20 protein-coding genes are annotated in these 16246 nt (G+C 26.4%); 7 read left to right on the top strand and 13 right to left on the bottom strand.

Annotation, left to right across the window (positions count from 1 at the left end):
• The first annotated feature begins 9 nt into the window (after positions 1-9).
• A complete protein-coding gene (ytvI, locus tag NGI68_RS14610; protein WP_251862178.1) occupies positions 10-1065 on the top strand; it encodes a sporulation integral membrane protein YtvI in 1056 nt (351 codons plus the stop codon).
• Between the two features lie 57 nt (positions 1066-1122).
• Positions 1123-1704 (top strand): spore protease YyaC, encoded by a 582-nt coding sequence (gene yyaC, locus NGI68_RS14605; RefSeq protein WP_251862177.1) that lies wholly within the window; start codon positions 1123-1125, stop codon positions 1702-1704.
• 1 nt (position 1705) lies between these two features.
• On the opposite strand, the gene NGI68_RS14600 is transcribed toward yyaC, so the two are convergent.
• The 13 genes from NGI68_RS14600 to rpmH all read right to left on the bottom strand — a co-directional run bounded on the left by NGI68_RS14600 (position 1706) and on the right by rpmH (position 11298).
• A complete protein-coding gene (locus NGI68_RS14600) occupies positions 1706-1951 on the bottom strand; it encodes a YkuS family protein (RefSeq protein ID WP_251862176.1) in 246 nt (81 codons plus the stop codon).
• Between the two features lie 51 nt (positions 1952-2002).
• Positions 2003-2512 (bottom strand): DUF4446 family protein, encoded by a 510-nt coding sequence (locus NGI68_RS14595; RefSeq protein WP_251862175.1) that lies wholly within the window; start codon positions 2510-2512, stop codon positions 2003-2005.
• A 37-nt stretch (positions 2513-2549) separates the two neighbouring features.
• Complete coding sequence (locus tag NGI68_RS14590; protein WP_251862174.1) at positions 2550-3395, bottom strand: ParB/RepB/Spo0J family partition protein; 846 nt, start codon at positions 3393-3395, stop codon at positions 2550-2552.
• A gap of 15 nt (positions 3396-3410) precedes the next feature.
• Positions 3411-4175: a ParA family protein gene (locus tag NGI68_RS14585; protein ID WP_251862173.1), complete on the bottom strand. Its 765-nt coding sequence runs from the start codon at positions 4173-4175 to the stop codon at positions 3411-3413.
• Positions 4176-4302: 127 nt separating this feature from the next.
• On the bottom strand, positions 4303-5082 hold the full coding sequence (gene noc, locus NGI68_RS14580; RefSeq protein WP_251862172.1) for a nucleoid occlusion protein: 780 nt from the start codon (positions 5080-5082) through the stop codon (positions 4303-4305).
• Positions 5083-5181: 99 nt separating this feature from the next.
• The gene (rsmG, locus tag NGI68_RS14575) at positions 5182-5901 is read right to left on the bottom strand and encodes a 16S rRNA (guanine(527)-N(7))-methyltransferase RsmG (RefSeq protein WP_251862171.1); all 720 of its coding nucleotides are present in this window, start codon (positions 5899-5901) and stop codon (positions 5182-5184) included.
• 23 nt (positions 5902-5924) lie between these two features.
• Complete coding sequence (mnmG, locus tag NGI68_RS14570) at positions 5925-7802, bottom strand: tRNA uridine-5-carboxymethylaminomethyl(34) synthesis enzyme MnmG (protein ID WP_251862170.1); 1878 nt, start codon at positions 7800-7802, stop codon at positions 5925-5927.
• Between the two features lie 8 nt (positions 7803-7810).
• Complete coding sequence (mnmE, locus tag NGI68_RS14565) at positions 7811-9196, bottom strand: tRNA uridine-5-carboxymethylaminomethyl(34) synthesis GTPase MnmE (protein ID WP_251862169.1); 1386 nt, start codon at positions 9194-9196, stop codon at positions 7811-7813.
• Between the two features lie 47 nt (positions 9197-9243).
• A complete protein-coding gene (jag, locus tag NGI68_RS14560; protein ID WP_251862168.1) occupies positions 9244-9870 on the bottom strand; it encodes an RNA-binding cell elongation regulator Jag/EloR in 627 nt (208 codons plus the stop codon).
• A gap of 17 nt (positions 9871-9887) precedes the next feature.
• Complete coding sequence (locus NGI68_RS14555; protein WP_251862167.1) at positions 9888-10541, bottom strand: membrane protein insertase YidC; 654 nt, start codon at positions 10539-10541, stop codon at positions 9888-9890.
• A 26-nt stretch (positions 10542-10567) separates the two neighbouring features.
• The gene (gene yidD, locus NGI68_RS14550) at positions 10568-10777 is read right to left on the bottom strand and encodes a membrane protein insertion efficiency factor YidD (protein ID WP_251862166.1); all 210 of its coding nucleotides are present in this window, start codon (positions 10775-10777) and stop codon (positions 10568-10570) included.
• The gene (gene rnpA / locus NGI68_RS14545; RefSeq protein WP_251862165.1) at positions 10774-11109 is read right to left on the bottom strand and encodes a ribonuclease P protein component; all 336 of its coding nucleotides are present in this window, start codon (positions 11107-11109) and stop codon (positions 10774-10776) included. Before rnpA ends, yidD begins: the two co-directional genes overlap by 4 nt.
• Positions 11110-11163: 54 nt before the next feature.
• Entirely contained in the window at positions 11164-11298 is a 135-nt protein-coding gene (rpmH, locus tag NGI68_RS14540; protein ID WP_035151755.1) for a 50S ribosomal protein L34, read from the bottom strand.
• A gap of 555 nt (positions 11299-11853) precedes the next feature.
• Here rpmH and dnaA point away from each other — a divergent pair.
• The 5 genes from dnaA to remB all read left to right on the top strand — a co-directional run bounded on the left by dnaA (position 11854) and on the right by remB (position 16230).
• The gene (gene dnaA, locus NGI68_RS14535; protein ID WP_251862164.1) at positions 11854-13191 is read left to right on the top strand and encodes a chromosomal replication initiator protein DnaA; all 1338 of its coding nucleotides are present in this window, start codon (positions 11854-11856) and stop codon (positions 13189-13191) included.
• Positions 13192-13453: 262 nt separating this feature from the next.
• Positions 13454-14557, top strand: a complete 1104-nt coding sequence (gene dnaN / locus NGI68_RS14530) for a DNA polymerase III subunit beta (protein ID WP_251862163.1) — start codon at positions 13454-13456, stop codon at positions 14555-14557.
• 19 nt (positions 14558-14576) lie between these two features.
• Complete coding sequence (gene yaaA / locus NGI68_RS14525; protein ID WP_251862162.1) at positions 14577-14783, top strand: S4 domain-containing protein YaaA; 207 nt, start codon at positions 14577-14579, stop codon at positions 14781-14783.
• A gap of 68 nt (positions 14784-14851) precedes the next feature.
• Entirely contained in the window at positions 14852-15946 is a 1095-nt protein-coding gene (gene recF, locus NGI68_RS14520) for a DNA replication/repair protein RecF (protein WP_251862161.1), read from the top strand.
• 20 nt (positions 15947-15966) lie between these two features.
• Positions 15967-16230 (top strand): extracellular matrix regulator RemB, encoded by a 264-nt coding sequence (gene remB, locus NGI68_RS14515; protein ID WP_251862160.1) that lies wholly within the window; start codon positions 15967-15969, stop codon positions 16228-16230.
• Positions 16231-16246 lie beyond the last annotated feature (16 nt).

Raw genomic sequence — 16246 nt, 5'->3', positions numbered from 1 at the left:
ATAAAATAAATGAATAATTTTGTAGAAAAATTTGATAAATTTATATTATTTCTTGTACTTTATACTATTACTTTTTTAGTATTTTTTAAAGCTTTACCTTATACTCTACCTTTTGTTTTAGCTTTTTTATTTGCATTACTATTAAAAAAACCTGCTACTTATTTAATAAGAAAATTAAAAATTAAAAATTCTCTAGCTTCGTTTATAGTTACATTAATATTTTTTTCTATAATAATAACTTTGTTATTCTTAGGGATAAATGCATTAGTTCATGAAATGATAGATTTTGGTAAAAATGCTCAAACTTATTTATATTCTCATGAAAAAGAAATAAGTAATTATGTTGATAAAATATATAGATATTATTTGAATTTGCAACCGTCTATAACTGATTCAATAGAAAAAACTATCGGAAATTCATTTTCAAAAATTTCTAATATAATTGTACTTATTACAAGTAAAATAGTTTCTTATTTTATTGGGTTACTAACTTCAATACCTTATTTAATAATGCTTATACTATTTACATTATTATCAACTTATTTTTTTACTAAAGATATTACTAAATATAATAATAGAATATCTAATATTATATCTAATGAATCATCTTCTAAATTTATTCAGATATATTCTGAAAGTAAAAAAATGCTAAGCGGATATATTCTATCTTATTTAACATTAATAGGAATAACCTTCTTCGAAACCCTATTAGTGTTTTTTATTTTCAATATCAAATATTCAATTATGCTTAGTATTATAGCTGCTATAGCAGATTTTCTACCAATATTAGGTATAGGCAGTATTTATGTACCTTTGGCTTTAATACATATTCTTATTTATAAAAATTATGTTGTTGGAATAGGTCTATTAATTTCTTATGGACTTGTATCTATAATAAGACAACTTCTGGAACCGAAGCTTTTGTCTTCTTCATTAGGCTTACATCCTGTTTCTGTTCTAGCAGCAATATTTATAGGATTAAAGGCAAATGGTATATCTGGTATGTTCTTTTGTTTATTCTTTGTAGTATTTTATAACATACTGCGGAAAGTTGAGTTGTTATAATTACAATATGTATAAAACCTCCTTTAGTGGATATAATCCCTAACAGGAGGTTTTTTTATGATAAGTAAAACTATTATAGATACTTCTATACCCAATAATATTTCTACTTTGAGAGATATTTTATGTAATGAATTATACTATGCATTTAAAGCCAATAGAGAAATAGTTATAGTATGTGTTGGAACTGATAGATCTACTGGGGATTCCTTAGGACCTTTAGTAGGAGAAAAGCTTAAATTTTTAATTAGAGATAGAGTTAGTTTATTTGGTAATCTGGAAAATCCAGTTCATGCTAAAAATTTAAAGGAAACCATCTCTATCATAAATTCTAAATATAAAAACCCATACATAATAGCTATAGATGCTTGTTTAGGAAGTATACAAAATATAGGGAAAATAATAATAGACAGTAAGCCCCTTTATCCTGGATCAGCAGTTAATAAAAATCTTCCTGCTATTGGCGACCTAAGTATCAATGGAGTAGTAAATATTTCTGGCGCTATGGAATTTATGGTGTTGCAAAACACCAGATTATACACTGTTATGAATTTAGCAAATTGTATTTCAAAAGGAATATATCATTCTATTATAAAAACTTTAGGAAGTAAGAAAAACAGTTTTAATATAGAAAATATTTAATTTAAATTATACAATCATTCATTCTAAAATTTAATATGTTTTCTATTTCCTCTATAGTTTTACCAGCACTATCTATAATTAATATATTTGTATTCCTTTTATTATTATTTAAATATGTACTTATTAGCATATCTTCTTTTAAATCACATATAATTACATCATAATTATTATTACTATGTGTGCTATATCCCCTGTTCTGTAATGAATTTTTTAAATTTTGTAATGCATCTGACACGAAAATATTCATTATAAAACCTCCCTTTATGAAATATTATTCTTCATAAAAGGAGGTTTTATTCTAATTTTCATTAACATTATTTATACAATTTTCTAATGCTTGCTTTTCTTCATCTGATAAATCATATCTTGATATACCTTTGTCTATAGGTTTAGCATATGTAGTACTTTCATTACGTCCAAATATGCTTGTTAATATTACTCCACTGTTATCATTATCTAAAAATGCTATTGAATAACTTAGGTCACTTCCTACATCATCAAAAGCTCTATATCTAACTATAGCTACCTTTTGTATACATGCTTTAACTCTTTTGTCTAATGTACTATATATCTCTTTCACATATTCTGTTTCTTCTTTAGCTTTATCTACCTTATCTAGATAATCATTTATTAATTCCTCAATACTTTGATTGCCTCTTCCCCTCATCATTCTATTATAACTTCTTTTTAACTTTTTTAAAGAAACTATAGTAGTTATAAGAATTATAAATAATAAAATTATTATTGCTGCTAATCCTATAATTATAAAAGCTGAATTTGCATTTATAAATTCTATTACATTTATCATAATTTATCTCCTCCGTCAATGTTTCACGTGAAACATCTTATAATTTTAGTATATCTAATATTCTTTGCAAATCATCTTCTGAGTAATATTCTATTTCTATTTTACCTTTATTTTTATTATTTTGTAGATTAACCTTTGTATTAAATAGGCTTTCTAACTTACTTTGTACATCTTTATAGTAGGGAAGAATGTCATTATTTTTTGTGTCTTTATTATTTTTATCTTTGTATATGTTTTTTATTAGCTTTTCTACTTCTCTAACACTTAGATTTTCATCAATTATTGTTTGTGATAATTTATATTGAAAATCTTTGTCTTTTAGAGCTAATAAGGCTCTTCCATGTCCTTCTGTTATGACACCATCAATTAAATATTGCTGAACTCTATTATCTAATGCTAACAATCTCATACAATTAGCAATAGCTGTTCTAGATTTTCCTATTCTTACACTTAAAGTTTCTTGAGTTATTTTAAATTCATCTATTAAATTTTTATAAGCTTGAGCTTCTTCTATGCAATTTAGATCTTGTCTTTGTATATTTTCTATTAAGGATATTTCTAATACACTTCTGTCATCCAAATCCATAACTACAGCTGGTATTTTTTTTATACCTACTAATTTAGCAGCTCTCCATCTTCTTTCACCCGCTACTATAGTATATACATTTCCTTCTTTTTTTAAAACTAATGGTTGAATAATGCCGTGTTCTTTTATAGATTGAGCTAAATATGCTATTTTTTCTTCATCAAAATGTTTTCTAGGTTGTTCATTGTTAGGCTTTATTAAGTTTATAGATATTGTATTTATATTATCTTTATTTTCTTGGGATCTTTCAGGAATTAGTGCTCCCAATCCCTTTCCTAATGCTGACTTTTTATTCAACATCATATCCTCCTTTTATTGTTTGTCTATAAATTCTTTACTTAATTTATTGTATGCCTGTGCACCTCTACATTTAGAATCATATAATATTATTGGTAATCCGAAACTAGGTGCTTCTGCCAATCTTACATTCCTAGGTATAGTTGTCTTATATACTTTATCGTTAAAATATTTTTTTACTTCGTCTGCTACTTCATTACATAATCTAGTTCTAATATCATACATAGATAATATTACACCTTCAACTTCCAAATCAGAATTAAGTGATTTCTGTACCAATTCAATAGTATTTACTAATTGTCCCACTCCTTCTAATGAATAAAATTCACATTGTATAGGAATTAAAACACTATTAGAAGCTGCAAGTGCATTAATTGTTAATAATCCTAATGACGGTGGGCAGTCAATAAATACATAATCGAAATCTTCTTCTATTTCCTTTAATTTATTTAAAAGAATTCTTTCTCTGTCTAATTTATCTATTAGTTCTATTTCAGCACCAGCTAAAGACATAGTTGAAGGTAAAATATAAAGATTACTTATAAGCTCACTTTGTTTTATAACCTCTTTTATTCCTATTTCATCAGAGGTTAAAATATCATATACTGATAATTCTAGACTATTTTTATCTAATCCCATTCCACTGGTAGTATTTCCTTGGGGATCTATGTCTATGCTTAATATTTTATATCCATTCATAGCTAAACAAGAACATAGATTTATACTGGTTGTAGTTTTCCCTACACCACCTTTTTGATTAAAAATAGATATTACTTTCACTTCCTCACCACCTAATTAATTGTTATTATACATTTAATTATATAATTTAAAGTATAATAATTAAAGGCTTTTAGGAGACTTTATTAAAATTTAATAAAAAAAATAGATGTTTCACGTGAAACATCTACTATTTTTTAGGTATTGTTATTGTTATCTGAATTTTATCATCTAGATCTTTAGATCTATACTTAGCTTTAACACCATATTTATCAAATACTTGCTTTACTGTATTAACGTAAACCACTGGCGAAAAAATTCCTTTTATTCTTTTTTTACCATCAGAAGCTAAATTTTTATCACTTTCATTGCACAATTCTTTTTCTATTAACTCTTCTGTGTTTTTCACATTTAATTTTTTTTCTATAACAATAGCTAGTATCTTTAGCTGTCTATCTTCATCATTAATTTTTAACAGAGCTCTTCCATGCCTTTCTGTTAAATTATTTTCTAATATTTTTTCTCTAACTTCTTTAGATAACTTTAATAATCTCATTTTATTAGCTATAGTAGACTGTTTTTTTCCAATTACTTCTGATAATTTGTCTTGAGTATAAAAATGCTCTTGTATTAAATTATGATAAGCTTCTGCTTCTTCAAAACAATTTAAATCTTCTCTTTGTAGATTTTCTAATAATGCTATTGCTGCAGAATCCTTATCTGTAACGTCTATAATAACTGCTGGTACTTCATTTAGCCCCAACTTTTTAGCAGCTCTTAATCTTCTTTCTCCAGCAACCAATTCATATTCACCGTCTTTTATCTGTCTCACAGATAAAGGTTGAATTATACCATATACTTTTATTGATTGAGCTAATTCTTCTATGCTTTCTTCATTAAAATATTTTCTAGGTTGATATAAATTGGGAATAATTTTTTCAGTGGAAATATAATTAATATTTTTTTGCATACTACCATCCCTCTTATTCTCTTCCTATTATTTACATTTCTTCTTTAAATATAAATTTCCTCTTTTTTTTTATTACTTTTAAGTTGCAAATTATTACATTTATTTTAGAGGATTCTTTTTTATTATACCTGGTTTTCTAGGGTATTTTTTACTAGTTTCTTTTACTTTTTTTATAATAACTAAATTGTGTTTTAGATCTGTATCTTCTATATCTATTTTTATTATATCCTCTAGTTTTCCACCTAAAATTTCTATAGCTTTTGTGGCTGCTGTTATTTCCTCTTCTACAGAAGGTCCTTTCATTGCTACAAAATAACCTCCTTTTTTTGCAAAGGGAATACAGAATTCGCTTAAAACTGCTAAATTAGCCACTGCTCTAGATGTTACTATATCATAAGACTGTCTATACTCAACATCCTGGGAATAATCTTCCGCTCTTCCATGTAAACAGTGTATATTTTTTAATTTTAGATCACCTATTACTATATTTAAAAAATTTATTCTCTTTTGTAGAGAATCTAATAAGGTTACTTCTATATCCTCTTTTAATACTTTTATAGGTATACCTGGAAATCCTGCTCCTGTTCCTATATCTATTAACCTTTTAGCCCCAGCTATAGGAGTAGCTTTAAATATTTTTATACAATCTATAAAATGTTTCTTTATTATTTTTTCATCTTCAACAATAGCTGTTAAATTTATTTTTTTATTCCATTCCTGTATTAGATTTTTATAGCTCATGAATTGATTGTATTTTTTCTCATCAAATTCTAAATTAACATCATTACATGCTGATTGTAGTATATTGAAAAATTCCATTTAAAAACCTCCACAAAGATTTTTTAGTTCTCTCTATTTTTTCTTTCCATATATATAAGTAGTACTGATATATCTGCCGGTGATACACCTGAAATTCTAGAAGCCTGCCCTATATTTATAGGATTTATTTTTTCTAATTTCTGAATAGCCTCTAATCTTAGTCCTTTTATATCTGAATATTTTATATCCTTTGGTATTAATCTATCTTCATACTTTTTAAATTGCTCCACTTGTTCTAGCTGCTTATTTATATAGCCTTCATATTTTGCAATTATATTTACTTCTTCTTTTTCATCTTCACTTAAATTGGGTCTTTCAATATCTAGATCTTCAACTTTAAAATAGTCTAATTCTGGTCTTTTTATTAATTCATATAAACTAATAGGCTTTCTTAATTCAACTGAATCCTTTGCCAATAAAAATTCATTTACTTCTTTTTTCCCTGTTATTTGTATATTTCTTAATCTATCTATTTCATTTTCTATATTTTTTCTTCTATTTAAAAATTTATTATATCTATGTTCTTTTACAAGTCCAATTTTATATCCTATTTCTGTTAATCTTAAATCTGCATTATCTTGTCTTAATAACAGCCTGTATTCTGCTCTTGATGTCATCATTCTATAAGGCTCATTGGTTCCCTTGGTTATTAGATCATCTATAAGTACACCTATATAAGCATCAGATCTCTTTAATATCAATGATTCTTTTTCTTTTATTTTTAACACAGCATTAATACCAGCTATAAGTCCTTGAGCTGCTGCTTCTTCATAACCTGAACTTCCATTAAACTGACCTGCTCCATATAGACCTTTTATATTTTTAAATTCTAAAGTTAAATTTAATTGTTGAGGATCAATACAATCATATTCTATGGCATAAGCAGTCCTTAATATTTCTGCATTTTCTAAACCTGGAACACTTCTATACATCTTTATCTGAACATCTTCTGGTAATGAACTAGACATTCCCCCAACATATAATTCTTCTGTATTTTCACCTTCAGGTTCTATAAATATTTGATGTTTATCCTTATCTGGAAATCTAACAATCTTATCTTCAATAGATGGGCAATATCTTGGACCTACACCTTCTATTGATCCATTATACAATGGAGATCTATGTATATTTTCATGTATTATTTTATGAGTTTCTTCTGAAGTATAAGTTAAGTAGCAAGAAATCTGATCTTTCTCTAACTTATCATGTATAAAGGAAAAAGGAACTATCTTTTCATCCCCTTGTTGCTCTATCATTTTAGAAAAATCTACTGACATTTTATTTATTCTTGCAGGAGTTCCTGTTTTAAACCTTCTAAGATTTATTCCTAAATCTAACAAACTTTGAGATAAATCATTGGCTGGATATAATCCACTTGGTCCGCTACTATATATTATATCTCCTATTATTATTTTACCCTTTAAATAAGTTCCAGTACACAATATTATTGATTTTGTAGTAAAATATGCACCATTTTTTGTTAAAATGCCTTTAACTTTATCATTTTCTACATCTATTTTTATAACTTCTAATTGTCTTAATGTAAGATTCTCTTGTTTCTCTAATAAATGTTTCATCCTTTCACTATATCTTTTCTTATCTGCTTGAGCTCTTAATGAATGGACTGCTGGCCCCTTAGAAGTATTAAGCATTCTAGATTGTATAAATGTATGGTCTATATTTATTCCCATTTCACCACCTAGAGCATCTATTTCTCTTACTAAATGTCCCTTTGCTGTTCCACCTATATTAGGATTACAAGCCATAAGAGCAATACTATCTAAGTTCATAGTACATATTAATGTATTGCATCCCATTCTTGCAGAAGCTAATGCTGCTTCGCACCCTGCATGACCTGCCCCAATAACTACTACATCAAAATCTCCAGCTAAATATTTCATATAACTACCTACTTTCCTAAACAAAATTCAGAAAATATTTTATCTATAATGTTCTCATCTAAAGTTTCACCAGTAATTTCTCCAAGATATTTCCATGCATTTCTAATATCTATAGATGCTAAATCTATGGATATTTCATCTGCTAAAATTTCTATTGCCTGAAGACAAGATTCTTTAGCTCTTATTAAAGCCTCTTGATGCCTAGCATTTGTTACTATAAGTTCATCAGACTTTATTTCTCCACTAAAGAAAAGATCCTTTATGCTTTCTTTTAACTCTTTTAATCCTGAATTATTTTTAACTGATGTTTTTATTATATACTTAGAATCTAATCCTTCTATAAAATCATTTTCTACATTTAAATCTTCATTTAAATCTAATTTATTTAATAAAATTACATATTTCTTATTCTTTATAAAATTCATTATTTCAATATCTTCTTCATCTATTTTTCTACTTAAATCCAACATAAATATAACTAAATCTGCTTCATTTATCTTTTCTTTTGATTTTTCTACACCAATTTTTTCTACCACATCTTCCGTTTCTCTTATTCCTGCCGTATCTACTATTTTTACTGGTATCCCATCAATATTTATGTATTCTTCTATAACATCTCTTGTAGTACCTGGTATTTCTGTAACTATAGCTTTATTTTCGTTAATTAAAGCATTTAATAAAGAAGATTTTCCTACATTAGGCTTTCCTACTATTACAGTATTTAACCCTTCTCTTAATATTTTACCTTCTTCTGAGGCACTTATCAAATTATCTATTTCTTCTATTATTCCATTTAAATCTATCTTGATTTTTTTCCCTGTTATTTCTTCTAAATCATCTTCAGGATAATCTACAGTAGCCTCTATATGTGCTATAATTTTAATCATTCTGTTTCTTATAGAATTTATTTTATTTGAAAGAGTTCCTTCCACTTGTTTTAATGCAGATTTCATAGAAAGATCTGTCTTTGATCTTATTATGTCTATAACAGCCTCTGCCTGACTTAAATCTATTCTTCCATTTAAAAAAGCTCTTTTAGTAAATTCACCTGGCTCTGCAAGTCTTGCTCCACATTTAATTAATTCTTTTAAAATGTTTTTAGTTGGGATTACTCCTCCATGACAATTAATTTCTAAAGTATCTTCCGCTGTGAAACTTCTAGGTCCTTTCATATAACTTACTAATACTTCATCTATTATATCTTTACTCTCTTTTTCAATTATAAATCCATATCTTATAGTATACGGTTTTATATCATTTAAATGTCTGTCATTTTTCCCATTAAATATACTACTAACTATATCTAATGCCTTATCCCCTGATACTCTTATTATAGATATACCACCTTCTCCCAGTGGTGTTGCTATGGCAGCTATAGTATCAAATTCCTTCATAAAATCACCTCTTTTTATATATTATCAATAATATAAAAAGAAAGCCTTTAGGCTTTCCTTAAATTTATTACAACTTTTCTAAAAGGCTCATCACCTTCACTATATGTTTCTACATAGCTATTATTTTGAAGTTCTGAATGTATTATTCTTCTTTCATAAGGATTCATAGGCTCCAATTTAACAAGTCTTCCAGTTTCCCTTACTTTATGACCTAATCTTCTTGCTAGTTTTTTTAGTGTCTCTTCTCTTTTATCTCTATAATTCTCTGTATCTAGTATAACCCTTTTATACTCACTATTTTGGTCTTTATTAATTACAAGACTAACTAAATACTGTAGAGAATCTAATGTTTCTCCTCTATATCCTATAATTATGCCCATATCTGGACCTGATAAATCTATTTTTATTACTTCTTTCTTTTCCTTTATAGTTATATTAGCCTCTACATTCATACTCTTTAATATAGATTCTAAAAAATCTCTAGCCTCTTTTTCATAATCTTTTTTTAGTTTCATCTCTATTTTTGCGGGTCTTGTACCTATAAAATTAAGGAATCCTTTGCTTCCTTCATCAATAACCTTTATTTCAACCTTATCTTTAGAAGTATTTAATTCCTTTAATCCATAATTAATAGCTTCTTCTATAGTCTTACCTGTCATTTCAATAACTTTCATGCCCCAAGTCACACCCCCTAGGCTTCGGCTTTACCCCTTAGCTCTAATTTTTTCATTACAACTGTTTGTATTATTTGAATTAAATTATTTATAACCCAGTATAATACTAGGGCTGATTTTAATTTCCAACTTATCACTATCATGAAAATAGACATACCTATATTCATTGATTTCATTTGTGCAGCTTGAGAACTGTCTCCAGTTGCCATTAATGTTCCTGAAAAATATGTAGTTGCACCTGAAAGTACAGCTAAAACTACATCTGCCTTAGCTAAATCCTTTACCCATAAAAAACTTACACCATTTATACCAGTTAAAGTATTAAATACATAATACAATGCTATAAATATAGGCCATTGTATTACTAAAGGTAAACATCCTCCTAAAGGATTTACTCCTTTTTCTTTGTAAATCTCCATAGTTTTTTGATTTAATTTTTGAGGATCATTTTTATATTTTGCTTGTAATTTTTTTATCTCTGGTTGTATTTCATTCATCTTAAGTGAAGATTTGGTTTGCTTTATGTTTAAAGGAAGTATTATTAATCTTATTATTAATGTAACCAAAATTATGGCTATACCATAAGAAAGGTTAGGATTGCTAATTACATTTGATACAGCTCCATGTATAAATTGAAAGAACTGAACAAACGCATTCTTTAAATATTGCAAATTTTTAAACCTCCTAAATTTCCATTTTATTTTAAAGGATCATATCCTCCCTCATTAAAGGGATGACATCTTAGTATTCTTTTTATTGAAATAAAAGTGCCTTTAAATGCACCATATTTTTCTATAGCTTCCATTGAATATTGAGAACAAGTAGGATAAAATCTACAACTAGGTCTCTTTAAAGGAGATATATATTTTCTATACATCTTAATAATACATATTAATAAATTCTTCAATTAAATATGCCTGCCTTTTTTAATAAATTTATCAATGCATTTTCTATATCGTTATAATCCTTATCATTAGAACTATTTCTAGCTATAAAAACTAAATCATACCCTGTTTTCATATTTTCATTTAAATTTAACCTATAGCTTTCTTTTATTAATCTCTTAACTCTATTTCTAATCACACTTTTTCCAACTTTTTTACTGACAGATACACCTAATCTATTTATATTATACCTATTTTTATATATGTATAATACCAAAAGCTTATTAGAATAAGACTTGCCTCTTCTATATACATGTCTAAATTCTTTATTCTTTCTTATTTTATTTTCTTTCATAGACTATATTCTCCTTTTTTCTGCATCTGCAGAAAAAGGCCACTGCTGCGGCCCTTATGCTGTCAATCTTTTTCTTCCTTTTTGTCTTCTTCTCTTAAGAACATTTCTTCCAGATGAAGTTTTCATTCTTTTTCTGAAACCATGTTCCTTTTTTCTTTGTCTCTTTTTTGGTTGATATGTCATGAACATTTCTACAGCACCTCCTTTTGAGATCTTATAAATAATTAACATCCTTTTTTTATATTAAAGATGTTATCCTTATTTGCGTACATTATACCCCTAATTTAAAGTTTCACTATTAAATTATATATTTGTAGTCTTATAATGTCAAGAAAAGTAAAGCAATATAAGGAGTTTTTATTTTTTTGTGGATAACTTCTTGAATACCTATATAGGTTTTGATATTATTATTAAAGGACTGTTGATAACTTTTAATACATATAACTTATCCACAGCTGTTGATAACTTTGTGCATAACTTGTTTACTTCATTTTATTTTTTCACATTAATACCTATTACTGTTAGTATCTACACGAGTTATAGCTTATTTATAACTGTTAATTTTTTTTCTATTTTTCATGTTAATAATTAAATTTATGGTTTTTATATACCCATAATTATAAACATGTGAATATTTTTTTCAACAATTGTCAAGTTAATATAAATAATGTATATAAAGTTGTTTATATTTTGTTTACTATATGTGAACATTCTAAGTTTCTATCAAGACTGGAGGATTAAATTATGAATACCCACCTTACAGAAACCTGGGAGAAGGCCATAAATATCATAAAAGGTGAACTTACAGAAGTAAGTTTTAATACATGGATTAAAAGTATTGATCCTATTTCTCTTGAAAATAATTCATTGAAACTAGCTGTACCAAATGATTTTACAAAAGGAATTCTTGAAAGTAGATACAAAGATCTTATAGTTAATGCAATAAAATTACTTACATCTAAAAAATATAATATAGAATTTATTGTAACTACTGAAGAAAAAATGGAGGGAAATCAGAATAATGAAAAATCAAATATAATTGTAAATGATAAAATGTCTACTATGTTAAATCCCAAATATACTTTTGATTCATTTGTAATAGGAAATAGTAATAGATTCGCTCATGCAGCATCTTTAGCAGTAGCAGAAGCACCCGCTAAAGCATATAATCCCTTATTTATATATGGTGGAGTTGGTCTTGGTAAAACTCACTTAATGCATGCTATCGGACATTACATACTAGATAATAACCCTAAATCTCAAGTAGTTTATGTATCTTCTGAGAAATTTACAAATGAATTAATCAATTCCATAAAGGATGATAAAAATGTAGAATTTAGAAATAAATATAGAAATATAGATATTTTATTAGTTGATGATATTCAATTTATTGCGGGAAAAGAAAGAACTCAAGAGGAATTTTTCCATACTTTTAATGCACTGTATGAAGCTAACAAACAAATAATTATATCAAGTGACCGCCCCCCTAAAGAAATACCTACATTAGAAGATAGATTAAGATCTAGATTTGAATGGGGCCTTATAGCTGATATTCAAGCACCAGATTTTGAAACCAGAATGGCTATTTTAAAGAAAAAAGCTGATGTAGAAAATTTAAATATTCCTAACGAAGTACTGGTTTATATAGCTACAAAGATCAAGTCAAATATTCGTGAATTAGAAGGAGCTCTAATAAGAATAGTAGCATTTTCTTCACTTACTAATAAAGAAATAAGTGTAGATTTAGCTTCTGAAGCCCTGAAAGACATAATATCAAGTAAACAAACAAAACAAGTTACTATAGATATCATACAAGAAGTTATAGCAAACTATTATAATCTAAAAATAGAAGATTTTAAATCATCTAGAAGAACAAGAAATATTGCCTTCCCTCGCCAAATAGCAATGTACCTCTCTAGAAAACTAACGGACATGTCATTGCCTAAAATTGGTGAAGAATTTGGAGGACGTGATCATACTACAGTTATTCATGCTTATGAAAAAATATCTACTAACTTAAAAAAAGATGAAAGTCTTCAAAATGCAATAAGCGAATTAAGTAAAAGAATCAATCAAAAATAATATAATATACAAATGTTTATAATAATATCTTATTTATTTGTTGATAATGTACTAAATATAAATTAAACATATTTCCTGTGGATAAGCACTTAATTTTAATGTTAACTTATCCACAATTATTTTGTTATAAAAACTGTTGATATTTTAGGCTTTAAACCACTTATCAACATATCAACACTCCCTACTACTACTACTACTACTATAATATATTATCTATTTCTATCCTAACAATAAAAATTGTTAACTAAAGGAGGTCAATTTTATGAAAATAACTTGTGAAAAAAACATATTACTAGAAGGTATATCTATAGTTCAAAAAGCAGTAACAGGAAAATCAACTTTACCAATATTATCAGGAATACTTATTAAGGCTACTAAAGATGAATTAATTTTAACTGGATCTGATATGGATCTTAGTATTGAAACTAGAGTAAAAGCTAATATTATAGAAGATGGAAATATAGTTTTAGATGCTAGACTTTTTGGTGATATAATAAGAAAATTACCTAATGATTTAATAGAAATAAATACATTAGAAGATAATTCTATAGAAATAATCTGTCAAAATTCTAGATTTAACTTAATATATATGAACCCAGATGATTTCCCTAATCCGCCTATAATCAACGAAAATATGATATTTTCAATAGGTGAAAACAAATTAAAAAATATGATTAAAGGAACTATATTTGCTACAGCTCAAGATGAAACAAGACCTATTCTTACTGGAGTTTTATTTCAAATAAAAGATAAGATGTTAAATTTAGTAGCTTTAGATGGATATAGATTAGCATTAAGAAGTGAAATTGTTGATAATGATACTACTATAAATGCAGTTATTCCAGGAAAAACACTAAATGAAGTTTCAAAAATTTTAGAAGAAGATAACAAAAATGTAAATATCACGTTTACTCCTAATCATATTTTGTTTAGTATAGGTAAAACAAAAATAATATCAAGATTATTAGAAGGAGAATTTATTAGTTATAAATCTATAATACCTGAAGAATATAATCTAAAAATAGTAGCTAAAAGATTAGAACTTTTAAACTCTATAGAAAGAGCTTCTCTTATGGCTAAAGAGGGAAATACTAATTTAGTTAAATTTGATTTTTCAGATGAGAAAATTGTAATAACATCTAATTCTCAATTAGGAATGGTTAGAGAAGAATTAAAAGTTGTATTGCAAGGAGAAGATCTACAAATTGCATTTAATTCAAAATATCTTTTAGATGTTTTAAAAACTATGGAAGATGATGAAGTAGTTTTAGAATTTTCAAGTAGCGTTAGTCCTTGTATTATAAAAAATACAGAAATAAACAATTGTACTTATTTAGTTCTACCAGTAAGGTTGAACAATAATTAATTAAAAGAGGGATTTAAACATGATTGAAATAAAAATTAATTCAGAAATAATAAAATTAGATTCTTTTTTAAAATGGTCCGGAGCAACAACTTTAGGTTCAGAGGCTAAATTTTTTATACAAAATGGAGAAGTTAAAGTTAATGGAGAAATAGAAACAAGAAGAGGTAAAAAACTAAAAATAGGAGATCTGGTAGAATTTAATAATGAGACATATAAAATTATTTAAATTTTTATGTGAATTTTAAATAATTGTTACTAAAAAATATTATGGTATAATTAATTTAGGTGTTTAGAATGTATATAAAAAATGTGCACTTAATAAATTTTAGAAATTATGATGATATGTATTTAGAGTTAAGCCCAAATACAAATATTTTTGTGGGTAATAATGCTCAAGGTAAAACTAATATACTAGAAAGTATATATTATTCAAGTATAGGAAAATCTCATAGAACCAATAAAGATAAAAATCTTATAAAATGGGATAAGAGCAATACATATTTAAGAACATATGTATCAAGGGAAAGATTAGATAAAATTATAGATATAAGCATATTTAAAGATGGTAAAAAGGCTATAACTGTAAACAAAATAAAAATAAAAAAGATATCTGAACTTATGGGGAACCTAAATGTTGTTATGTTTTCACCAGAGGACTTAAGAATAGTTAAGGACTCCCCAGGAAACAGAAGAAAGTTTATAGATATAGAGCTATGTAAAATTGATAATATTTATTATCACAGCTTAGTTCAATATAATAAAATTTTATCTGAAAGAAATATAGCTTTAAAAAGTTGGAATAACAAGATTAATGATATAATTGATATTTATGATGAGCAACTTTCTAAATATGGGGCTTTTATAATTAAAGAGAGAAATAAATATTTGGATAAATTAAATATTATTGGCAAAAATATACATAAGAAGATAACAAATAATTTAGAAGACATAAATTTTAGGTATTTAACTAATATAAAAGATTTTGATAATGGAGAAAAAGAATTATTAATGATTCTTAAAAAAAATAGGAAAAAAGATCTTGAGAGAAATTCAACTTCTATTGGTCCTCACAGAGATGATTTTGAAGTAAGTATAAATAATATAGATACTAGAGTTTTTGGATCACAGGGACAGCAAAGGACAGCTGTATTAACTTTAAAGTTTGCATCATTAGAAATAATAAAAGATATTATAGGGGAATACCCTGTACTCTTATTAGATGATGTATTATCTGAACTAGATTCAAATAGGCAAAAGTTTGTATTGAACTCTATTGATAAGATACAAACTATAATAACCTGTACTGGCATAGAAGAAATAGAAAAATACTTGCATAAAAAACAATCTCAATTATATTTAGTTAATAATGGAAAAATAAAAATAGTTTAAGGCTGAAAGGAGATTAATTTATGTTTCTTCATTTAGGAGAAAATGTAGTAGTACCAACAAAAGATATTATAGGGATATTCGACATAGAAACTTCTATGTATAGTTCAGATACTATACAATTTTTAAGATTAGCTGAAGAGGATGGATTTGTTGAAAGAATAACTAAAGAAAAACCAAAATCTTTTGTTATAGCTGAAGTAGATAAAAAGAGTAAAATATATTTATCTCCTATATCTTCAGCTACATTAACCAAAAGAACAAAAGTTTTGTACAATGAGCTGTAAAAGTTAGGAGGATAAA

The organism is Clostridium sp. Marseille-Q2269, from assembly GCF_943736985.1.
GTDB lineage: Bacteria > Bacillota > Clostridia > Clostridiales > Clostridiaceae > Clostridium_F.
The sequence above is the reverse complement of the archived record's forward strand: the minus strand, read 5'-3'. Positions and strand labels throughout refer to the sequence as shown.